The 21,206-nt window shown below is 40.5% G+C and carries 22 protein-coding genes; 9 read left to right on the top strand and 13 right to left on the bottom strand.

The window, feature by feature from the left end:
* The first annotated feature begins 88 nt into the window (after positions 1-88).
* From B0183_RS02425 to B0183_RS11895, 4 genes are all read left to right on the top strand, one after another.
* On the top strand, positions 89-352 hold the full coding sequence (locus tag B0183_RS02425; protein ID WP_021111788.1) for a hypothetical protein: 264 nt from the start codon (positions 89-91) through the stop codon (positions 350-352).
* Positions 353-575: 223 nt separating this feature from the next.
* Positions 576-965, top strand: coding sequence for a hypothetical protein (locus B0183_RS02420; protein WP_021111786.1), 390 nt, complete (start codon positions 576-578; stop codon positions 963-965).
* A 1-nt stretch (position 966) separates the two neighbouring features.
* Positions 967-1,761 (top strand): Sir2 family NAD-dependent protein deacetylase, encoded by a 795-nt coding sequence (locus B0183_RS11900; protein WP_106406635.1) that lies wholly within the window; start codon positions 967-969, stop codon positions 1,759-1,761.
* An 11-nt stretch (positions 1,762-1,772) separates the two neighbouring features.
* Positions 1,773-2,420, top strand: a complete 648-nt coding sequence (locus B0183_RS11895) for a protein-ADP-ribose hydrolase (RefSeq protein WP_234802017.1) — start codon at positions 1,773-1,775, stop codon at positions 2,418-2,420.
* Here the strand turns inward: B0183_RS11895 and B0183_RS02410 are convergent.
* From B0183_RS02410 to B0183_RS02355, 12 genes are all read right to left on the bottom strand, one after another.
* The gene (locus tag B0183_RS02410; protein ID WP_234802016.1) at positions 2,406-2,702 is read right to left on the bottom strand and encodes a helix-turn-helix domain-containing protein; all 297 of its coding nucleotides are present in this window, start codon (positions 2,700-2,702) and stop codon (positions 2,406-2,408) included. The two genes, B0183_RS11895 and B0183_RS02410, sit on opposite strands and share 15 nt — an antisense overlap.
* Before the next feature lie 146 nt (positions 2,703-2,848).
* The gene (locus tag B0183_RS02405; protein WP_021112999.1) at positions 2,849-3,796 is read right to left on the bottom strand and encodes an ABC transporter substrate-binding protein; all 948 of its coding nucleotides are present in this window, start codon (positions 3,794-3,796) and stop codon (positions 2,849-2,851) included.
* A gap of 20 nt (positions 3,797-3,816) precedes the next feature.
* Complete coding sequence (locus B0183_RS02400) at positions 3,817-4,815, bottom strand: ABC transporter permease (RefSeq protein WP_005713272.1); 999 nt, start codon at positions 4,813-4,815, stop codon at positions 3,817-3,819.
* An 11-nt stretch (positions 4,816-4,826) separates the two neighbouring features.
* On the bottom strand, positions 4,827-6,362 hold the full coding sequence (locus B0183_RS02395; RefSeq protein WP_021119480.1) for a sugar ABC transporter ATP-binding protein: 1,536 nt from the start codon (positions 6,360-6,362) through the stop codon (positions 4,827-4,829).
* A gap of 230 nt (positions 6,363-6,592) precedes the next feature.
* The gene (gene manA, locus B0183_RS02390; protein WP_005713268.1) at positions 6,593-7,804 is read right to left on the bottom strand and encodes a mannose-6-phosphate isomerase, class I; all 1,212 of its coding nucleotides are present in this window, start codon (positions 7,802-7,804) and stop codon (positions 6,593-6,595) included.
* A complete protein-coding gene (locus tag B0183_RS02385) occupies positions 7,801-8,259 on the bottom strand; it encodes a DUF986 family protein (protein ID WP_005713266.1) in 459 nt (152 codons plus the stop codon). Before B0183_RS02385 ends, manA begins: the two co-directional genes overlap by 4 nt.
* Positions 8,260-8,333: 74 nt before the next feature.
* Positions 8,334-9,170: a PTS mannose transporter subunit IID gene (locus B0183_RS02380; protein ID WP_078208271.1), complete on the bottom strand. Its 837-nt coding sequence runs from the start codon at positions 9,168-9,170 to the stop codon at positions 8,334-8,336.
* A 12-nt stretch (positions 9,171-9,182) separates the two neighbouring features.
* Positions 9,183-9,983, bottom strand: a complete 801-nt coding sequence (locus B0183_RS02375) for a PTS mannose/fructose/sorbose transporter subunit IIC (protein WP_005825071.1) — start codon at positions 9,981-9,983, stop codon at positions 9,183-9,185.
* A 10-nt stretch (positions 9,984-9,993) separates the two neighbouring features.
* A complete protein-coding gene (gene manX, locus B0183_RS02370; RefSeq protein WP_078208270.1) occupies positions 9,994-10,974 on the bottom strand; it encodes a PTS mannose transporter subunit IIAB in 981 nt (326 codons plus the stop codon).
* A gap of 324 nt (positions 10,975-11,298) precedes the next feature.
* Positions 11,299-12,252: a ferrochelatase gene (gene hemH, locus B0183_RS02365; protein ID WP_035497385.1), complete on the bottom strand. Its 954-nt coding sequence runs from the start codon at positions 12,250-12,252 to the stop codon at positions 11,299-11,301.
* Positions 12,253-12,476: 224 nt separating this feature from the next.
* Positions 12,477-15,734, bottom strand: coding sequence for an exodeoxyribonuclease V subunit gamma (recC, locus tag B0183_RS02360; RefSeq protein ID WP_078208269.1), 3,258 nt, complete (start codon positions 15,732-15,734; stop codon positions 12,477-12,479).
* Positions 15,735-15,835: 101 nt separating this feature from the next.
* Entirely contained in the window at positions 15,836-17,008 is a 1,173-nt protein-coding gene (locus tag B0183_RS02355; protein ID WP_075630529.1) for an FAD-dependent oxidoreductase, read from the bottom strand.
* A gap of 212 nt (positions 17,009-17,220) precedes the next feature.
* Between B0183_RS02355 and B0183_RS02350 the strand changes: the two genes are divergently transcribed.
* The 5 genes from B0183_RS02350 to B0183_RS02330 all read left to right on the top strand — a co-directional run bounded on the left by B0183_RS02350 (position 17,221) and on the right by B0183_RS02330 (position 20,209).
* Positions 17,221-17,526 (top strand): type II toxin-antitoxin system RelE/ParE family toxin, encoded by a 306-nt coding sequence (locus tag B0183_RS02350; protein ID WP_010786554.1) that lies wholly within the window; start codon positions 17,221-17,223, stop codon positions 17,524-17,526.
* A 6-nt stretch (positions 17,527-17,532) separates the two neighbouring features.
* Positions 17,533-17,838 carry an addiction module antidote protein gene (locus tag B0183_RS02345; protein ID WP_005713249.1) on the top strand — a complete coding sequence of 102 codons (306 nt, stop codon included), beginning with the start codon at positions 17,533-17,535 and terminating at the stop codon, positions 17,836-17,838.
* Between the two features lie 141 nt (positions 17,839-17,979).
* Positions 17,980-18,174, top strand: a complete 195-nt coding sequence (locus B0183_RS02340; protein ID WP_021111769.1) for a type II toxin-antitoxin system HicA family toxin — start codon at positions 17,980-17,982, stop codon at positions 18,172-18,174.
* Positions 18,175-18,227: 53 nt separating this feature from the next.
* Positions 18,228-18,587 carry a type II toxin-antitoxin system HicB family antitoxin gene (locus tag B0183_RS02335; RefSeq protein WP_021111768.1) on the top strand — a complete coding sequence of 120 codons (360 nt, stop codon included), beginning with the start codon at positions 18,228-18,230 and terminating at the stop codon, positions 18,585-18,587.
* Between the two features lie 89 nt (positions 18,588-18,676).
* Complete coding sequence (locus tag B0183_RS02330; protein WP_020457569.1) at positions 18,677-20,209, top strand: YifB family Mg chelatase-like AAA ATPase; 1,533 nt, start codon at positions 18,677-18,679, stop codon at positions 20,207-20,209.
* Here the strand turns inward: B0183_RS02330 and B0183_RS02325 are convergent.
* Positions 20,206-21,195, bottom strand: coding sequence for a DNA polymerase III subunit delta' (locus B0183_RS02325; RefSeq protein ID WP_078208268.1), 990 nt, complete (start codon positions 21,193-21,195; stop codon positions 20,206-20,208). The genes B0183_RS02330 and B0183_RS02325 overlap by 4 nt on opposite strands.
* Positions 21,196-21,206 lie beyond the last annotated feature (11 nt).

The raw sequence follows: 21,206 nt of genomic DNA, 5'->3' as shown, positions 1-21,206 counted from the left end.
ACAGTAAATCTATTAAATCTATTTGACTGTTTCCTTAGCAACGGTTTTCGGGCGTTATTTCTGTTAATGCGTATAGTGTATTGTAAGGTTGTCATATTTACTGGAATTATGGAAAATCGACACCAAACGCCACTGCTTGTTTCACGAAATGCAACAGTTACTCAAAAACGCTTTTTTAAACCAAGCCCAACAAAAATTCCCTGAACGAGCTAAAAATTGGGAATTTCAAGCCACTTTGTTTGCCACTTGCGTTTTAACTGCGTTACATTTCTATTTTGAACAAAATATTTTGCCCCCGATTGAGCAAGTGCAATCTGATTGGCGTGAAATGTTTGAGATTATGGGGATATAAGAGCAGTCAAGTTTCCATAAATTTTTGCATTTGCAAATTCCCCCAAAATCCCACCGCTTGTTTTATCTATCCTTACCTATTTCCTAAAAAATCTAAAATTTAACTTCTTTTAAATCAACAAGTTAAAGATAAATCCAAAAACCTTACATTTTTGTAAGTACTTCCATAAAATAAGTTAAGTGTCTATACTGCCCTCAAATTACTTACTTTTAGGAAGTAAAAAATGCTGCTTATCTTATTATTTATTTTTAGCTTAATTTTTATTTTCACTATTCGCCAAAAACCGCGTTTACTGCATTTCGGTACATTCCGTTTTGCCAAAACGATTACCCATAATCAACACCGTTTTTATCTTGAAAAAGTGGCGTTTGACAATCGGCAACAAGCCATTCACGGTTATTTTCAGCTTGCCTCAGCCTTGCAAAATTATGGCAAGGTGCAGGAAACGGAGTACGATTTTTTTGATTTTTATTCGGTGGTGCTGCGGTTTGACGACTGCACGATGAAACTGGTGCAGCGGTTGGAGAATGTGCGTTTAATCAAAAGCGAAACACCGATGTCCATTGCCGAATTTGAGCAACAGATTGCCGAGATTGCTTATCGGGAGGTTTAAGATGTTACAACAAGCCAAACAACGTATTGAACAGGCGGATTTTATTGTGATTGGTGCCGGCGCTGGCTTTTTCGCAGCGGCAGGTTTAACGTACAGTGGTGAGCGATTTACTCAACGTTTTCAGCCGTTTATCCAGCGTTATGGTATGAAGGATATGTATTCGGCGGAGTTCTATCCCCTTGAAACAGAAGAAGAAAAATGGGCGTATTGGGCGGAGCATATTTGGGCGAACCGCTTTGAGCCGTCTGCATTGCCCTTATATCAACAGCTTTTTGCTTTGATGAAAGACAAAAACTATTTTGTGATTACCACCAACGTAGATAGCCAGTTTGCCAAAGCTGGCTTTGACCCAAACAAACTCTTTGAAGTGCAAGGCAATTACGGCGAGTTGCAATGTGTCAAGCCTTGCCATTCACAAGTTTACGACAACGAAACGCTGGTGCAAAAATGGCGTTCACAGCAAAAAAATTGCCAAATTCCCACCGCACTTGTGCCGAAATGTCCTGTGTGTGGCGGCAAAATGGCAATGCACTTGCGTGTCGATCATCGTTTTGTTGAAACAGAGCAATGGCATACCGCCCAACAGCGTTATGCCACATTTGCCGAGCAAATAATGCAGGGCAACACGGTGTATTTGGAGTTGGGGATTGGCTTTAACACTCCGACCATTATTCGTTACCCTTTTGAACAGATGACCTACCGCAATCCGCAGGCAACGCTGATTCGGTTAAATCGGGATCACCCAGAAGGCTTTGCGGAAACGGCGGAATTTTTGGCGTTGCAAGATCAGAAGTAGCGGAAAAAGGCGTGGTGTCGCTGGCGGATTTAACGCCTATTCAACCGCAGATTTACCTATGGCAAGGCGACATCACAAGGCTCAAAGTGGGGGCGATTGTGAATGCGGCAAACAGCCAACTGCTCGGCTGTTTTCACCCTTTGCACGCCTGTATCGACAACGCCATTCACTCGCAAGCAGGCGTGCAACTTCGCCTTGCTTGTGCCGAATTGATGGCGAAACAAGGGTATTTTGAACCCACAGGGCAAGCCAAAATCACCCCAGCGTTTAACTTGCCGTCTGCCTACGTTTTACACACAGTCGGACCGATTATTATCGGTGCGTTATCAGCAAAAGATGGCGAACTGCTCGCCAGTTGCTACTGCTCTTGCCTAGAACTCGCCAAGCAACACGGCATTGAAAGCGTCGCCTTTTGTTGTATTAGCACAGGTGAATTTCGTTTCCCTAATCGAGAAGCGGCAGAAATTGCGGTGAAAACCGTCAAAGCCTTTTTAGCCGATAACCCGCAAATGAAGGTGGTGTTTAATGTGTTTAAAGATGTGGATTGGGAGATTTATCGGGGTTGTTGGGGTAGTTGGGGAAGCACGGTTGTTTTGGCAAAGGATTTTGCTATTGCAAAAATGTTGGAAAATTATACCGCTCTTTTATTTTTTCGCTAAATAGGTTTCCCGAAAGTGTTTCGGAGTGCTTTGTTCGTATTTTTTGAAGAATTTATTGAAGTGAGTGGCTTTTTCAAAACCCAGTTGTAAGGCAATGTGTTTCACGGATTTTTGGGTATGCACCAGGAGGCGTTTAGCTTCGAGCAGTAAGCGTTGGTTGATAACCATTTTGGCTGGTAGCCCTGTGTGAACCACGCAGGTTGAGCCGAGCGTTTTTTCTGTGCAGCTGAGCTGTTTCGCATAAAATTGAACTTGATGTTGTTCGCAAAAATGTTGTTCCAACAGTTGAGAAAAGCGTTGCCAACGTTGATTTTGGCGGTCTTTTTGCGGCTGATTTGCAGCATAAAGGGGGCTATCAACTATTCCCCCCTCAGCCTTCGGCAGCTCCCCCCTAAAGCAGGGGGAGCGAAGGCATTAGGAAAAATATCCTAGTAAAGCACCGCTTTCGCTTCTTCAGAGTCGATGTTTTCTTTCGTTACATAAACTACACCAGTATCAATAACTTTCTCGACTTTTTCACCTTTAATGAGTTTGCCGATAGTATCAACACCTTTGTAGCCCATTTGGTATGAAGATTGCACCACGATACCGTCTAAAGTTCCGTCACGCACGAAGTTTTGAAGGTCTGAGTTACCATCAAAACCAACGGCAACGATTTTACCTGCGAAGCCTTTTTGTTTCACCGCACGAGCCATACCCACTGCGGTCGGTTCGTTTGCGCCGAAGATCGCCGCAATATCAGGGTTAGAGCCTAAAACGTCTTCAGTTTGGTTCAATGCGGTTACCATTTCTGAATTTGAGTAGTATGGGCCGACAATTTTGTAATCTGCTTTAGATTTCACTTCATCAATGAAGCCGCCTGTACGTTCAATCGCAGAAGCTGCACCTTGGGTGAATGACATCACTGCCACTTTACCGCCTTTCACTTTGGCTAATAATTTTTCAGCTGCCAATTTACCTGCTGCACGGTTATCGGTCGCAAGGAATGATTGATAGTATTTACCATCGCTGTTTAAGCCTGAGTCGATTAATACTACTGGAATACCGCTTTCATAGGCTTTTCTCACTGCTGGCACAAGAGCCACTGGGTCAGAAGCCGCAAGCACAATACCTGCTACGCCACGGTTTACGGCGTTGTCCACCATATTGACTTGTGCGTCAATCGCAGTTTCTGATTCAGGGCCTTGGAAAGTGACTTTATATTTTCCGCCTAAATCTGCACCTGCAGTTTCTGCACCTTTACGTACGTTTTGCCAGAAAGTTGAGTTAGCGGATTTTACGATGACTGCGATTTCGTCTGATTTTGCCCACGCTGAGCCTGCAAAAAGGGTAGATAAACCTAATACAGTTGCGGTTACGATTGCTAATTTTTTCATAGTTAAATCTCCTCTAGAGTTTATTTCTTACCAAGTTTTTTAGATTGACGGAGCTGGTCTAAAGACACGGCTACGATAATCACCAAACCGATAACAATCATTTGCACAAACGATGATACGCCATTCATATTCAAACCATTACGGAGTACACCGATAATGAATGACCCGATTAATGTGCCAGGGATGGTACCGACACCGCCCATCAACGATGTTCCCCCGACTACTGCACTTGCGATTGCATCTAGCTCGTAAGTCACACCGCCGTTTGGCTGTGCGGTTACTAAGCGAGAGGCAAGGATTACGCCCGTTAAGCCAGAGAGTAAGCCACTAGCAACATAAGCATAAATTTTGACAATATTCGTTTTAATACCCGATAAACGTGCTGCTTCTTCATTTGAACCGATAGCATAGATGTAGCGACCCACTTTTAATTTAGTTAAAGCAAAGGTAAAGAGTACCGTGATGAAGATCATAATAATCACAGGATACGGGATACCTGTAAACACCACTTTCGGTAAGCCATTCGGGCCTTCTTCCACGATTTTGAATAAGGCGCCGTTACCTAAGACTGCAAAACTTTCCGGCATACCTGAAACCGGTGCAGCGTTCGTCACATAGAGTGCTAGACCACGAGCAACCATCATCATACCGAGGGTGGCGATAAATGGCGGTAACTTCATTTGAGTAACGAGAATACCGTTCGTTAAACCACAAGCCCCTCCGACTAAAATACCGAGTACCATACCAATCGGCACAGGCACGCCAGCGTTTACAATCATTGCGGCGGCAACCCCTGAGAGCGCAACCACAGAACCGGTACTTAAATCAATACCGCCGGTTAAGATAACGCAAGTTGCGCCGATACCGATTAACGCAATGGTGGAGGTTTGTAAGCCAACGGTCATAATATTGTTGGAGGTAAAGAAATAATCGTTGGTTACACTAAAGAAAATGACTAAGAGGATTAACCCTGCTAATGCCGCCATTTTGCGAAGCAGATCTTTATATTTATCACTCATTTTAAAGCTCCTTAGTTTTTATATTCGTTTTTGAACATATTTTTCACGCCAGTGGCATATTGCATAATCTCTTCTTGGTTGGTTTTTTTAGTTTCCAACATACCTGTCATTCTGCCCTCTCGCATCACGATAACACGGTCGGTAATGCCCAAAATTTCAGGCAATTCAGAAGAAATCACAATCACACCGACACCATTGGCGGCAAGTTCATCAATTAACTGATAAATCGCATATTTCGCCCCAACGTCAATGCCTCGAGTTGGCTCATCGAAAATCATTACATTCGCATCACGGAACAACCATTTGCCGATAACCACTTTTTGCTGGTTACCACCACTTAGGTTGTTTACTAACTGCTCAGGTGTTGGCGTTTTAATTTCCATTTTCTTAATAAAGGTATCGCTCGCTTTCAGCTCCTCATTGTGTGAAATAATGCCCAACTGATCGCATACTTTATCCATTGAAGCCATTGTGATGTTCTCACGAATAGACATTCGCACTGCTACCCCATTTAGCTTGCGGTCTTCAGATAGGTAGGCGATACCTGCTTTAATCGAGTCGCTTGGGTCACGAATAACAACTTTCTTATTCCGAACATAAATTTCGCCCCCATCAAGCGGATCCGCTCCAAAAATCGCACGGGCAAGTTCTGTTCGTTTTGCCCCAACTAAGCCTGTAATCCCCAACACTTCGCCTTTTAACAAGTCAAAGTTTAACGGCTCAAACACGCCTTTACGTTCTGCATTCATCACTGAAAGTAATAACTCATCACTGATTTTGGCGGTTTTTGGTGGGAAATGATTATCGAGGGTACGCCCTACCATTTTGGTAATGATTTCATCCATCGTGATATCTGAGAAACGGTGGCTAGATACATAAGTACCATCACGGAAAATGGTAATGCGGTCGCAGATCTGTTTTAGTTCGTCCATACGGTGAGAAATATAGACGATACACACGCCTTTCTCTTTCAAGCGGCGGACAAGCTCAAATAATTTCTCAATCTCTTTTTCGGTAAGTGCAGAAGTTGGTTCGTCCATAATCAACACTTCCACATCAAAAGAGAGGGCTTTGGCGATTTCCACCATTTGCTGACGAGCAACGGAAAGGTCTTTGACTAGATCGGTCGGCTTCACATCAATATCAAACATATTGAGCAAGTCGGCGGCATCTTTATTCATTTTGGCTTTATCAACGATGCCAAATTTATTTGGTTCACGGGCAAAGAAGATATTTTCTGCCACGGTAAGATGAGGAATGAGGTTTAACTCTTGGAAAATCATACTGATACCGTCTTTCTGAGCTTCCAACACAGAAGAATAATTGACGGCTTTGCCTTTATAGATGATCTCCCCTTCATCTGCTTGGTAAACCCCGATCAAGCATTTCATTAAGGTGGATTTTCCAGCACCGTTTTCACCCATTAAAGCGTGGGCTTCTCCCTTATGTAGTTCAAGCTGAACATTCTTTAAGGCTTGAACTCCCACAAAAGATTTGCTGATGTTCTTCATTGAGAGTAACGGCGTATTGCTATTGACTGCGGTCATCTCTGCCTCCATCGTGATTGTTTTATCGGCTATCTCTATTGAGAAAACAATCATATATTCAAACAAAATTGACCGAATAAAAAGAAATTTTACGAAGTAATTTAGTTTTTGTGATTCAGCTCACAAAAAAAGCAAAGGTTTTCGTTTTTTGACTGCCCGATTTTAAGAAAAGAAGAATAAATCGGGCAAAAGATAGAACATAGGATAGGGAGTAGAAAAAATGAACACAATTACGGCAGTGTTGCAATCACGGCATAGCCATCCATTTCACCAATAAAATCTACTTGGCTATTAGCGCTGATAAAAATTGCTTCGCCTTGTTGTAAATAAATCGAGTCATATCCTAAATCGACATACAAACTTCCAGACATTACTAATAAAATACTTGCACTTGTTGCAGTAAATTGTTCTTCATCAAATGGTTTAAAGCTGAGTCGCTGTAAGGCAAAGTCCTCTGCTTCTGGTGTTGGATATAAGTGCAGTAACTCTTCACTATTATTTTCCTCATATTGAGGAATAATCTTAGGTGTAATTGCTCGATAATCAATCGTATGTAGAAGTGCTGGGATATCTACATATTTAGGGGTTAGCCCTCCCCTAATGACATTGTCTGAGGCTGCCATTAGTTCAATATTTTGTCCTCGCAAATAGGCGTGAGGTAAGCCTGCGCCTTGATAAATTCCCTCTCCCTTTTTGAGATTTACAATATTAAATAGATAGAAACAGAGAAGCCCTGCATCTAGTTTATCCAGACTTATTTTCATCGCATCAATAGTATATAGTACCCAATAGTCAGGATCGTCTAGTTTAAGTCTATCTTGTTGATAATCCTCTTGTTTATTTTCAATGATGGGCAATAACCATTCTGCAAGCTGAGTTTGTTCTGCTTGCATAATGGAGGCATAAACCGTTGGTAAACTTTGTTTTTCAATCGCTTTCGCCAGACCTTGTAAAGATTGATGCTTCATTAGGCTTTCTTTAATCGCATCTTCAGATTTGAACCCGTGTAATAGCCAAAAGTCTGATAATGCAATCATCATTTCTGGTTTATGATTACGATCTTTATAGGTACGGTTTGAGGCATTTAGTGGAATACCTTCATAATTTTCACGTTCAAAACCGTGTTCTGCCTCTTTTTTAGTTGGGTGAAGTTGAATCGAAAGCGGTAACTTCACATCCAAAATTTTCAGTAAGAAAGGTAATTCATCTCCAAATTGTTCACGCGATTTTTCTCCTAGTATTTGAGGCGCCTTATCTAAAACGCGATCTAAAGGCAACCATGCTCCTTCAAATTCAATCATTGAAGGAGCAGAACGGTGTGCTCCAAGCCAATATTCTGCATAGGGTTTCTCTTCGTGAGTGTCAAGTTTTAACCAGTTGGGTATGAAAATATCTCCACCCCAATCATAATGTTGATGTTTACCCACTAATTTGAAAATCATTTTTTGTATCCTCCAAAGAAATTGACAACTCGTTCAATATCTTCTTTTTGTTTAATCCGAATAAACAATCGCCTATTATTTTTTAGATCAATGACTAAAATATTCTGATCTGCCAAATTAATTTGTGCAATATGGCTATATAAAAAATAGAAATTGCCAAAGAAAAAGCCTTGTTCTTTTAATAGTAAACGAGGGTAACGAATGAACGCCGAATAGACTGCTAAGACAATACAACCGCATAATAAGAATACAGTGAGAGGTTCAATACCTGTTTGCACTCCCTGCACGATAATTAACACAATTAGGGCAATTAAAATTCCTGTGTCTAAACTTGCTTGTCGAACTAACGGTACGCTTAATCGAGTTTCGCCTTTTCGTCTGTCCATAATGAGCTGATCATAGAGAATATAGAGCAAGCTCAAACCAATAGCTAAAATCAGAAGTATATTTGTCATTTGTAGAATGTTCTTAAAAAAAAGACCGCTTGTATTCTAGCACAAGCGGTCTAATTTATCGGATTTTTTGCAAATTATGCAAGAATACCTGTCCACGCACCGAAAATACCGATAACGAAGAAGCCGATGATAATCCAAAGTGCATTCACACGGTTACGTAATAACCACATACATGCAAAGGTTAAGAGTAACGGCAATAAACCTGGCATTAAGCTATCTAAGATAGATTGAACGGTGGTAATTTCCGTTGTGCCGTCTTGTTTTTGAATGGTAGAAACCACAAGCGGTACATTAATGCTTGTCCATTTTTGAACCAACGCCCCCATAATAAACAAGCCAAGAATTGACGCTCCTTCGGTTAATTTTTGCAATAAACCGCCACTCATATCTTGAACCACATTTAAGCCTTTTTTATAGCCGTAAACGACGCCGTAGTAACGGGTTGCTAAACGCACAAGGTTAAATAAGACGAAGAAAAGTAGTGGACCTAATAAGCTACCTGTTAAGGCAACGCCTGCACCTAATGCTGCGAATACTGGACGTGCTGTTCCCCAATAAATCGGGTCGCCCACACCGGCAAGAGGCCCCATCAAACCAACTTTGATCCCGTTGATTGCCGCATCATCAATAGGTTTACCATTCGCGCGTTCTTCTTCCATTGCGATAGTTACCCCTAATACAGGAGCCGCTACGAATGGTTGAGTATTGAAGAACTCAAGGTGACGTTTGATCGCATCTTTCCGCTCTTGTGAGTTTGGATCGGGATATAAACGTTTGATGACCGGCACCATTGAGTAGGCAAAACCTAACGCTTGCATACGCTCGAAGCTCCAAGAACCTTGGAAGAGATTAGAACGGCGTACCACCGCATTTAAATCGCTCTGTGTTACTTTTTTGATTTCAGTTGTCATAGTCTTACTTCCTTAGTCTAATCTGTTGTCAAGGTCGTTGTTTGTTGCTTGCACTTGCACCACTTGTTTACTTTGGTTGTATTTCGGGTGAAGTTGGATATAAATAATCGCTGTGATAGTACCTAAAACCCCTAATGCAACAAGGTTGAAATCAGTAAATGCTGCAATTACGAAACCCGCATAGAAGAATGGCATTAAGTGACCTGCACGCATCATATTGATCACCATCGCATAACCTACAACCGCAATAAAGCCACCGGCAATCTTAAGACCTGTTGTTACAACTGGTGGAATGGCTGCTAACATAGATTGAACACTATCCGTACCTGCTGTCATCGCAACGATTAACGCTGGGATTGCAATACGCATTGCTTGAAGTAATAACGCTGAACGGTGGATCCAATCCAGTTTATTTAAGTCGCCAGTTTCAACGGCTTTATCCGCTGCGTGTTGGAAACCAACTGTAATCGCACGTACAACATAAGTTAAAACTTGACCTGCCGCTGCAAGAGGAATAGCGAGTGCAATCGCTGTCGGAATATCTTGTCCGCCTACGATAACCAAGATGGTTGAAACCACTGACGCCAATGCTGCATCTGGTGCTAATGCTGCACCAATGTTCATCCAACCTAACGCTAATAATTCTAATGAACCACCAACAATGATCCCCGTTTTCATATCGCCTAATACGATACCGATTAAGGTACAAGCGATTAACGGACGGTGAGTTTGCCACTCATCAAGGATTGATCCCATACCTGAAATACAGGCAACAAGGAATACTAAGATTATTTGTAATGTAGAAATTTCCATAATAATTTCCTTAGATTAAGTTATTTTTCTTGAGTAAATCCATCATATATTGACGGCTATCATTCGATACTTTACGCACATCAAGCTCAATACCCTTCGCATCTAATGCTTTAAATGCTTCGATATCTTTATCATCAACAGCAACGGCACTGGTAATCATTTTCTTACCGTCTTTATATGCCATACCGCCGATATTGATCGATTTGAACTCAACGCCTGCTTCCATTAAACGAACCACGTCTGTCGGATTAGTGAAAAGTAACATCATACGTTCGTTCGCATATTCAGGGTTGTTATAAACGCGGATCATTTTATCTACAGGCACAACGTGAGCCGTTACTCCCGGTGGTGCTACACTTTTCAGCATAGTCGAACGCACACTATCTTTTGCCACATCATCGTTCACTACCACAATACGGCTAACACGGCTCTCTTTCGTCCAGCGAGTCGCCACTTGACCGTGAATTAAACGGTCGTCAATACGCGCCAGACCAATCACTAAATTCCCTTCTTGATTGACTTGAGCTACTTGTGGTTGTACCGGAGCTTGAGCAGCAGGAGCAGGTTGTTCCGCAGGTGCTTCTTCTTTCTCCTGATAGCGTAATGCACGCACGCCTAAACGTCCTGTTTCAAGAGCGACTTCTACTAGCTCAGCTAAAGACGGACCATCATCACGTGCCATAAAAGTTTCAACGAGCATCGGCACATTTACACCTGTGACAATGTCCATATTATCTTTGCCTTCAGACACACGGTTTGCCGCATTAAACGGACTACCGCCCCAAGTATCAACAAGGAATAGCACCTGATCGCAGTGAGCGAGCTCATTCGCTAATTTCTCTTGATATTTACCCATAATAGTTTCGGCATTTTCGCCAGGTACAAAGTCGATAGTGGTTACATCACTTTGTTCCCCGATTAACATCTCTGTGGTTTTGAGAAGTTGTTCTGCGGCGACACCGTGGGTTGCTATGATAATAGCAATACTCATTGGTTGCTCCTTATGTGAGGATTTATTCGGATTATTAAAACTTATTCTCAATAGAGTAAATTTCGGAGTGGAATTTTAAAGGATGCCGATTTTTCAGCAATCTGATTTATGTAAAAATGTGATCTACTTCTCATTTTTGAGTTGGGTAAGAGGGTTATTTGCTGATTTTATGAGCTTATTTTTTTTATTATAAAAAATAATTATCTAATTTGACTATGGTGATATAAAAATGTCTGTATCTTATAGTTGTCACTTCAGATACAGACACAGATTGTAGTTAGGGGGATACTTCACCATCTATCAAACAAATTAACAGATATATTCTCAGTCTAGCTTTGACTCAATCAACTTAACTAAAAAGCTAATATGATCGCTATTTGCATTCAATGCTGAAATATATCTGTAGTTATTTCCTCCTGCATTTTTAAAATTTTCCTGATTTTCTTCAGCAATTTCTTCAATTGTTTCAAGGCAATCTGCGGCAAAACCAGGACAAATAACCGCTATGTTTTTTATATTTTTAGTAGGAAGATTCGATAAAAGTTCATCGGTATAAGGTTGAAGCCACTCTTCACTACCAAAACGAGATTGGAAAGATAAAAGCCATTGATTTTCTGTCAAATTGAGCTCCTTGGCTACTAAACGGGCAGTTTCTCGGCATTGTTCTGAATAAAAGTCACCTTCTGCTTCATAACGAGCAGGTATACCGTGGAAAGAAAAAAGTAATAGCTCATTCTCTGTAAGCGTCACAGTATTTGCTAATGCTTTAATATACAAAGGGTGATTATGGTAATTGTGAATAAATTCAAAAGGCAAAACTTTCTTGTGTTTATATAATGCTTGTGCAAAAGCATCCAGCACTGAGGCTGTTGTTGAGCTATATTGAGGGTAGAGTGGAAGTATAATAATTTTTTCTACATCCTGTGCTATAAGGCTATCAACAGCACTCTGGATACTAGGATTACCGTAACTCATTCCAAGTTCAATGACAATATTGTTATTCTGTGAGCAAAAATAAGTCTGAATAGCGGCTTGCTGCTGACGAGATATAGATAATAAAGGAGAGCCATCTTCTGTCCAGATAGTTTTATAAGCCTGTGCAACTTTAGGTACTCTTTTAGGTAACACAAGACAGTTCAAAATAAATTTCCAACGCCACTTCGGTAAATCAATTACTCTTGGATCGCTCAGGAATTGTCTTAAGTAACGTTTCACTGCTGGAGTAGTTGGTTCATCAGGAGTGCCTAAGTTTGCTAATAGCACACCAATTTTTTTGATTTATTCATAGAAATCCTTCATGGGTAATTAGTTATAGACGTATTATAGAGTATTAGCAACATCAATACTATTTATCAAACTAACAGGCAAAAATATAAATAGATATTATATTTGTCAGATTTATCTCTATAGTGAAATACAGAAGACATATTAGTGCTTGCTTTATGCTACTGTTTAAGAAAAATACAACCAATAAAGTGATTATTAGATAAACTGTCCTTGTATTAAGTTTTAATGCTCATATACATTAAACTGAACCATGATTCCATTCTGTCAGAGATTGTTGTTAGATCTAACGCTTCAGATTGTTCAGTGATACGAGTCAGATAGGGATTTTTATTTATATCAAAAATCTTTTTTAAGATTTTTGATGGATCCAATTCTTTATTCTTGTTATTAAAGTATTCTGTAACACTATCACTAAGTGCCCATTTTAATTCGGTTTGGCTTGATAAATAATCTTGTAAATAAAGATTTAATACCTCCGTTGCTTCTGTTTGCGAAATGTCATTAAAGGTTAGACAATTTGCTTTTTCGCCTTGTCGATAATAAAAACGTAGTGAAAGAATTGGGTGATCATTTGCTTTTAATAATAAATAATAGATCCACGCTTGAATAATATCTTTATCTCGCAACCCTCCTACTCGCCATAATACTACTTCATTATTAAAACAATTTGGGATATTACCCACAAGTTGATATTTTCTCTCTGAAAAAATAATAGAATAATCTATTTCAATAACATTTTTCTCTTGCGATAAATAAGATGATAATGCATTTCTTAAAAGCTGAATATCTTCAGTGAGTTTTGTTTTATTAACATCTGCAAAATAACGAGCGGGTAGATTGCCTTTTAATTTTTCATTCTCAAAAAAGAGTTCAACATCCTGTTCTTCGACTTGAATTAGATCATCAAGTAAATTATATCTTTCTAGGTTAGATAATTGGAAAATTTCACTTTCTTCAATTTTATCTTCATTCTGTTCAAAACGAACCCCTAATTGTTGTTGGAAGAAATATTTTATCGGTTCTTGAATATAAGAAATAAACTGTGTCAGTGAAATATCTGGCATTATATCTTCCTGCGTTTTAGTTAATTTCTGCAAGAAATCTTTGCGTGGCAAGATATTATTTTTAACTTCCAACCACTCTTTATCATAAGCCACTTTGCCATCTTTGAAATTATTTGGGCTAAATACGGTCATTGGGTGAACAGACAATAATTTAGCATAGTCAGCTTTAGGCAGGTTTTCTTTCAAATAATCAAATAATTGTGTCACCAACACCGATGGTAATTTTTCTTGACTACTTGTGAGCGATTGCCCAATATAACTGATATAGAGCATTTGTTGAGCCGAGAGCAAGGCTTCAAGGAAAAGATAACGATCATCATCTCGTCTTGAGCGGTCGCCTTTTTGTGGGGCGTACTGCATTAAATCAAAACTGTTGATCGTCTGTTGGCGTGGAAACTCGCCTTCATTCATACCCAACAAACAGACTACTTTGAAAGGAATTGCTCGCATCGGTAATAACGTACAGAAATTCACCTTACCCACAAGGAAATTTAAGTGGCTACGCTGTTCGCTCAGCTGTTGAGTAAATAGCTCAAGCATCACATCAATACCTATCGCTTCTTCAAAATGGCTTTGCTGAATTTGCTCAATCACATCACGGATAGCCTGCTGTAACGTCAAAATCGCATCAATACTTTGAACGTTTTCTTGATAGGTCTGTGCCACAAGGGTAAACAGCTGTTCTTGCCAAGCAGATAGGCTCTGTGGCTGGCAAATAAAGGCGTGCCAAGCGGTGAGATTGTCGATAAATTTTGCTAAATTCCCTGTTAATTCAGAGATTAATCCATAACTTTCATCAAAAGCTAAAATGTTCTGCCAGCCATTATTTTCCGCTTTTAAACTTGTGCCTAACAATAATCGGTTTAGCCCATTTTCCCACGAATTATAATTTTGCCATTCTGGGTTCTCTATTTTTAAGCCAGATCTAATGCCAACCGATTTAATCCATTCTCTTAATGTATTAATTTTCTGCTCATTAAATTGATATTTTTCTCGAATAGCTGAAATATCAAAGAGATCTAATATCTCTTCTGCTGAGAATTTATTTTCTTTAATCGATAACAATTGTAAAAAGCTAGCAATAATTGGATTAATATAACTAATTTTTTGATCTGATAAGGTAAAGGGAATATATCTTCTCTCTTTTTCATAACGAGAAAATACCGCATTAATATAAGGTGCATAACTATCAATATCCGCAGACATCACAATAATATCTTTCGGGGATAAGTCAGGATAGGTTTCAAATAAATATAATAATTGATTATATAATACTTCTACTTCACGCATTTTGCTGTGGCAAGCGTGAAGCTGAATAGAGCGATCTTCATTAGCTAAAGAGAATGTAGTTTGGTGTTCTGAATATAAAATCGCTTTTTTTACTTGGGTTAATAATGTCGGATTTTCATCTTCAAAATGATTATAAAGAGATATATCTTGAATACCTGTTTCAATTAATAAATTTAAAAATTCTTTCCCTTGTTTTCCCCAAACTGTTAATAATGGGTTTCCTTGTTTTTCAAATAACTCTGCTAATTCTGCTTCAGATAAATTATCTTTTAACGCTAATTTTTCTAATACCTTATCTTCACGATCATTTGCCCAGTATTCCATACTTGGATTAGTGAAAAAGAGGTGAACATTGCAATGCTCACTCAATTTTTTCAATACGGCGAGCTGAGAATGGGGAAGGGAAGAAATGCCAAACACAAAAATCCGTTTCGGTAAGCGAGCTTTTTCAGTGGCAGTTAAATTATCAAGTTTATCGAAATAACGCTGTTGCAAATAAGCACGGTGTGAAGTATTAAAAATCGCTTCATCGCTATCCTGTTTTATATCGGCAACCAACGCATTCCAAAGGATACTTTGCCACGCCACATTCGTTGCAATCTCTTTTGCATTTTTTTGCTTAAAAGAAACCGCTCGCATAATCTCATCAACCACCGCTTGCGATTGCCCCTTTTCCCATAACACCAGCCATTGCGGACGGTACACAAAATATTGGTCAAACAGATCGGCGATTTTCTCTGCTAATTGATACTGTTTTAGCTGATCGCCTTGGTTTAAATAGGACGCAAGTGCTTCAAAGGCAGGTTGTTCAAGGAACTGCGGAATAATTCGCATTAAACGCCACAACATTGACTGGCGGTCAAAGCTATTCTCTTTCGGCAAATCGGGAAAAAGCACGCGATATTGTTGCCATAAAAAACTGGTTGGGTAAGGAAATTGCACATTACCAGACACCCCGATTTCTTGAGCAATCTGCATTTGCAACCATTGTGCCATACCTAAACTTTGTACCAGCACAATCTCTTGACTAAATGGATCGGGGTTGGGATCTTTCGCTAAGATCGCCGTCAATAGATTTTTCTGTTCGGTTATTTGGTTTGAATAATATACTCTAAACATAGCAACTCCCCTTTGTAAGCAAGCTATTTTAGCGAGTTTGGGGGGAATGATCTATTTGGCAACCTAATTTATAATTAGAATTATAGTGATGTTATTATCTATCATATAATTCCCAACGCATATTTCAACGCCCGTTTTTTCAACGGCGTTGCACGTTCCGCCACAATTAACGCAACATTACGCGCGACTTTCACAGGTAATAAATCTGTCTTAAAGGTTTTATAAAACACATCCATTCCCGTTTGCATTAACAGATTATCAGGCTTACGTTTTCGTTCGTAACCATTTAACACCGCTTCATCTGCAAAATTCTGCCCTTTTTCGACCGCTTGCTCTATCACTTCAAGTAAGGCTTTTACATCTTTAAAACCAAGATTCACCCCCTGCCCTGCCAGTGGATTAATCGTATGAGCAGAATCCCCGACTAAGACAATCCCATTTCTCACATAGCTTTGGGCGTGCTGACGTGTGAGTGGGAAACTACCGTGAGCGGTCACTTCAACCTTGCCTAAACGGCTTGGAAAATGGCTCTGAATCTCTGCACTCAATTTCTCTTTGCTCATCTGTTGCAGTTGAGCAATACGTTGTGGCGAATCATACCAAACCACACAACCGTTATGTTCCAGTAACGGTAGAAAGGCTCTTGGACCGCTTTCAAAGAACTGTTGCCAAGTGACACTCTGTTGCGGTAATTCTGTTTTGACTACGGCAAGCAGACAGTGTTGGCGATATTGCCAGCTCGTCAAACCAATACCCGACCAGCGACGCACAAGGGAATTTGCGCCATCGCAAGCGATCAATAACGGTGCAGAAAACACCTGCTGATCAAGCTCAACCGTCCAAACACCGTTCTCATCACGACTTGCAGAAATTTGCTCAAAACCAACCGCTTGCTGACAGTTTGGATACTGTGCCAATGCTTGCCAAAGCCCAAGCTGAATAAGGTGGTTTTCCACCATATAACCCAACTTATCTAAGCCAAGATCATTTGCGTGAAAAGCAGTATTAAAGCCATCAATTTCCCACGTTTCTAAGCCGTCATAAGGACAAACTCGCATCGCTTCAATCGCCTGCCACGCCCCTAATTTCTCCAACAACGCAACGGAAGCCACACTAATTGCCGAAATTCGCACATCATAAGGTGCATTTGGATCAAATGTCGGCAACGGATTTTTCTCAATTAGAACAACCTTTAGCCCTAGCTTTGCCAGCCCTAATGCTGTCGCCGCCCCGACCATTCCACCACCCATTACAATCACATCTTGTTGAGTCATCGTCATTTTCCTCTCAAATTTGTTAGGCGGAAGTTTACTACAAGCGGTGAGATCTGCATTGATTTTTGCAAAATTTTTGTGACCCTCGTCGAAAAATGATTTTCTCTCACTTGTCTTTTTGTCATAAAAATTAACAATCTCGTGATTACTTCACTATATGAAGTTTGCTTGTTATTTTGTATTGAAAACATTACAATTATAGAAAATCAATTATGTACATTATTGAACAAACTGAAACCTTTAAATTATGGCTAAATGAACTCAAAGATCCTATTGCAAAAATTGCGATTATCCGTCGCTTAGAACGAGCAAAAAACGGACATTTTGGAGATCATAAGTCGCTAGGTGACGGCATTTATGAAATGCGATTGATGATAAACAAAGGCTACCGTATCTACTATGCAAGAAAAGGGGAAATCATCTATCTCATTATCAACGGTGGATACAAAGACAGCCAAGAGCAAGACATCGCCGTAGCAAAAAGATTCTGGCAACAATACCCACTTGAACAGGAATAAAATCAGATGAAAGATAAATCATTTAACGGACAAATATCAACGTTCGATGCTGCTGAGTATCTCAATAACGATGAACTTATCGCACTTTATCTATCGGAAGTGCTAAAAGACGGTGATGAAGCCGAATTCATTCAAGCGTTAAATACCATTGCCCGTGCAAAAGGAATGAATGAATTAGCCAAAAAAGCCAATATCGGTAGAGAAAGTTTATATCAAACACTTTCAAGCAAAAAGCCACGTTTTGAAACCATTGTGAAAATTCTTTCAGCGTTAAATATTGAGCTAGTGCCTAAGGTTAAAACTACCCAATAGCTTTTATCTTTTCACTATTTTTGTGACACTCGTCGAAAAACCACAATATTAAAATTGCGTTCCCTGTAACCATCTCACAATAATATGATTTCATCACATACATTGACTTCATTATTTGAAGTCATAAAATAGGGAAATCAAATGCGAAAGAAACATCAGCAAACACTTTATGCTATTTTCGCAACACCAACATCATCTAATATCAAATGGAAAGAGATAGAATCTCTGATTGAAGGGTTAGGTGGTGAGATTATTCAAGGTGAAGGCTCTAGAGTACGATTTAAACTAAACAATAGCATTGCTCGTTTTCATCGTCCACACCCATCACACAGATAAGGGTGCTATCGCAAACTTGCGTGAATGGCTTACTAAAATAGGAATTACTCCAAATGGCAACAAAACAACAACCTAATATTATCTATATTGATCATTATCCTGCTATTGTCAGCTATATACCTGAATTGAAGATGTTTCGTGGGAAATTTCTCAATACGACGGGATATTGTGATTTCATTGCCGATAGCGTAGTTGGTTTATATCAAGAAGGAAAAATCTCTCTAGATGAATATCTAGCAGACTGCCGTGAAAACGGTATTGTTGCATTTGAGCAAGAAAAGCAAAAAACCTTTACATTACGCTATGATGAAACCCTATCAGAACTTGTTACTCAACAGGCTAAAGCACGTGGAATTTCAATTAATCACTTGATCATTGAAGCTATTGAGCAACATTTAGCACAACGACTTTAACTATTTTTGTGACACTCGTCGAAAAACCAACATTTTTTGCTATTCAAAAACAAACATACTTTTTACGCTAATACAAAAAAGGAAAAAGTATGTCTTTAGCGATTATTTACAGTCGAGCATCTATCGGTGTTGAAGCCCCATTAGTAACCATTGAAGTGCACATCAGTGGCGGAAGCCCTGGACTTACCCTAGTTGGATTGCCCGAAAAAAGCGTCAAAGAAGCACAGGATAGGGTGCGAAGTGCCTTGATGAATGCCAATTTTGATTACCCAGCCCGACGCATTACCATCAACCTTGCCCCAGCCGATCTCCCCAAAGAAGGCGGACGTTTTGATTTACCCATTGCCATCGGGATTTTGGCTGCATCGGGGCAGATTGATAGCGATAAACTCAAACGGATTGAACTGCTTGGCGAGCTGTCTTTGACGGGGCATTTGCGTGGGGTTCACGGTGCTATTCCTGCGGTGTTGGCAGCAAGTAAAGCGAAACGGGAAATCATCGTGCCACAACAAAACGCCAATGAAGTTTCCTTGGTTTCCAATACCCAAACCTATTGTGCTTCAACCTTGTTGCAGGTTGTCAATTTTCTCAACAATCGAGATCAACTGCCTATTGCTCAGCAGCTTTCGCAAAATATTGCCGAAAACAGACCGCTTGTCAGCCGTGATTTAACCGATATTATCGGGCAACAACACGCCAAACGGGCATTGATTATTGCCGCCAGCGGTCAGCATAATCTGTTGTTTTTAGGTCCACCTGGTACAGGCAAAACAATGCTTGCTAGTCGCCTTGCCGATCTGCTGCCTGAAATGGAAGATGATGAAGCAATTGAAACAGCATCTGTCACCAGTCTTGTACAAAATGAACTCAACTTTCAGAACTGGAAAAAACGCCCGTTTCGTTCCCCACATCACAGTGCATCAATGGTTGCGTTGGTTGGGGGCGGTTCGATCCCGAAACCAGGGGAAATTTCACTGGCACACAACGGTGTGCTGTTTTTAGACGAATTGCCTGAATTTGAACGGAAAGTGTTAGATGCATTACGCCAGCCGTTGGAGTCGGGAGAAATCATTATTTCCAGAGCCAATGCCAAGGTGCAGTTTCCTGCTTGTTTTCAACTGATTGCCGCAATGAACCCAAGCCCGACAGGGCATTATCAAGGAACGCACAATCGAACGTCACCACAACAGTTAATGCGTTATCTCAACCGTTTATCAGGGCCTTTTCTCGACCGCTTCGATCTCTCGATTGAAGTGCCGTTACTGCCACAAGGTGCATTGCAAAATAACACCGATCAACGTGGCGAAACTACCGAACAGGCTCGCAAGCGGGTACTTGAAGCAAGACATTTGCAATTTAACCGTCGGGGGAAAATCAATGCTCAACTGACGACCAAAGAGATTGAACAAGATTGCAAACTGACTGATCGAGATGCGTTATTTTTAGAAAATGCCTTAACGAAATTAGGTTTGTCAGTGCGAGCTTATCACCGTATTCTCAAAGTTTCTCGCACCATTGCTGACTTGGCTGGAGAAGCCCAAATCCAACAGCCCCATCTGGCTGAAGCTTTGGGCTATCGGGCAATGGATCGTTTGTTACAAAGGTTACAAGGGGAAAGTTAGTTCTCAAAAACCTCTAACACCAACTTACTCAAACAGTCCAACAACATCAACTCTTGATTGACCGCATTGACTTCGCGTAAATCCCGTTGGGTTTGTTGAATAATTTGATGCCCTTTCAGTAAACCTTGAGCAGTCAGCTGTTGGCTAAAAGGCAGAATACCGTTTTGCAGATCAGGATTGAGCCAACCTGTTGCGATTTGCATTTTGGCTTTCAGGGCATCGCTGAAAAACGAACCCAGCCATTCAAGCTGTTGTTGCACTTGCTCAGGCTCTTTATCGAAGGCAGAAAAGAGCAAGAAAACATCTCGGCTTTTGTAAAAACGCCAAAAGGTCTGCAAAAAGGTTTTACGGCTTGGCAAGCGGTCAGTTTCAAGGAACGTTTTGCAAAGCAATGGGCGGTTGTGGCATAAACGAAGTGCGGTATCAATCTCACTTGACTGTGCTGTCGGGCATTCCGTCTGTAACCATTCAAATGTTTGTGACGGCTCAGGCGTATGAATTAACCACGTCTGGCAACGGCTTTGAATGGTGGCAAGCATTGTGGCTTGCAAAGGGGCCTCTAATAAGAAATAAACATTTTGGTTCGGCTCTTCAAGGGTTTTCAGCAACGCATTTGCCGCTGCTTCCGTTAAACGTTCCGCTCCAGCCAGATAAACTACGGCATTTCCGCCTTGTTGAGCAAACTGTTGTAATTTGGCAGTGATTTCTCGCACTTGATCGATCCCAATATCTTTATCATCAATCGGGGCTAACAGGTGAAAATCAGGGTGATTGCCGCTCTGCCATAACAAACAGCTTTTGCATTGTCCGCAAGGTTGGCTCTGTTGTGGTGAATGACAAAGCAACCAATGGGAAAAATGACGAATAAGTTGCTCTGTACCTAGCCCACTGTCTGTTTTAAACAATAAGGCGTGATGTCCCCGACCTTGTAGGAAGGTCGAAGTGATTTGGTGGTGGGGTTGTTGATGCCAAGGATAAAGGTTCATATTCATTCAAC

Source organism: Glaesserella parasuis, from assembly GCF_002015085.1.
Lineage (GTDB): Bacteria > Pseudomonadota > Gammaproteobacteria > Enterobacterales > Pasteurellaceae > Glaesserella > Glaesserella parasuis.
The sequence above is the reverse complement of the archived record's forward strand: the minus strand, read 5'-3'. Positions and strand labels throughout refer to the sequence as shown.

What these genes read in the sequence shown, in the direction of transcription:
- B0183_RS02420 (WP_021111786.1), top strand. Translation starts at nt 576, where the DNA reads ATGCTGCTTATCTTATTATTTATTTTTAGCTTAATTTTTATTTTCACT.
- B0183_RS11900 (WP_106406635.1), top strand. Translation starts at nt 967, where the DNA reads ATGTTACAACAAGCCAAACAACGTATTGAACAGGCGGATTTTATTGTG.
- B0183_RS02405 (WP_021112999.1), bottom strand. Translation starts at nt 3,796, where the DNA reads ATGAAAAAATTAGCAATCGTAACCGCAACTGTATTAGGTTTATCTACC.
- B0183_RS02400 (WP_005713272.1), bottom strand. Translation starts at nt 4,815, where the DNA reads ATGAGTGATAAATATAAAGATCTGCTTCGCAAAATGGCGGCATTAGCA.
- B0183_RS02395 (WP_021119480.1), bottom strand. Translation starts at nt 6,362, where the DNA reads ATGACCGCAGTCAATAGCAATACGCCGTTACTCTCAATGAAGAACATC.
- manA (WP_005713268.1), bottom strand. Translation starts at nt 7,804, where the DNA reads ATGATTTTCAAATTAGTGGGTAAACATCAACATTATGATTGGGGTGGA.
- B0183_RS02385 (WP_005713266.1), bottom strand. Translation starts at nt 8,259, where the DNA reads ATGACAAATATACTTCTGATTTTAGCTATTGGTTTGAGCTTGCTCTAT.
- B0183_RS02380 (WP_078208271.1), bottom strand. Translation starts at nt 9,170, where the DNA reads ATGACAACTGAAATCAAAAAAGTAACACAGAGCGATTTAAATGCGGTG.
- B0183_RS02375 (WP_005825071.1), bottom strand. Translation starts at nt 9,983, where the DNA reads ATGGAAATTTCTACATTACAAATAATCTTAGTATTCCTTGTTGCCTGT.
- manX (WP_078208270.1), bottom strand. Translation starts at nt 10,974, where the DNA reads ATGAGTATTGCTATTATCATAGCAACCCACGGTGTCGCCGCAGAACAA.
- recC (WP_078208269.1), bottom strand. Translation starts at nt 15,734, where the DNA reads ATGTTTAGAGTATATTATTCAAACCAAATAACCGAACAGAAAAATCTA.
- B0183_RS02355 (WP_075630529.1), bottom strand. Translation starts at nt 17,008, where the DNA reads ATGACTCAACAAGATGTGATTGTAATGGGTGGTGGAATGGTCGGGGCG.
- B0183_RS02350 (WP_010786554.1), top strand. Translation starts at nt 17,221, where the DNA reads ATGTACATTATTGAACAAACTGAAACCTTTAAATTATGGCTAAATGAA.
- B0183_RS02345 (WP_005713249.1), top strand. Translation starts at nt 17,533, where the DNA reads ATGAAAGATAAATCATTTAACGGACAAATATCAACGTTCGATGCTGCT.
- B0183_RS02340 (WP_021111769.1), top strand. Translation starts at nt 17,980, where the DNA reads ATGCGAAAGAAACATCAGCAAACACTTTATGCTATTTTCGCAACACCA.
- B0183_RS02335 (WP_021111768.1), top strand. Translation starts at nt 18,228, where the DNA reads ATGGCAACAAAACAACAACCTAATATTATCTATATTGATCATTATCCT.
- B0183_RS02330 (WP_020457569.1), top strand. Translation starts at nt 18,677, where the DNA reads ATGTCTTTAGCGATTATTTACAGTCGAGCATCTATCGGTGTTGAAGCC.
- B0183_RS02325 (WP_078208268.1), bottom strand. Translation starts at nt 21,195, where the DNA reads ATGAACCTTTATCCTTGGCATCAACAACCCCACCACCAAATCACTTCG.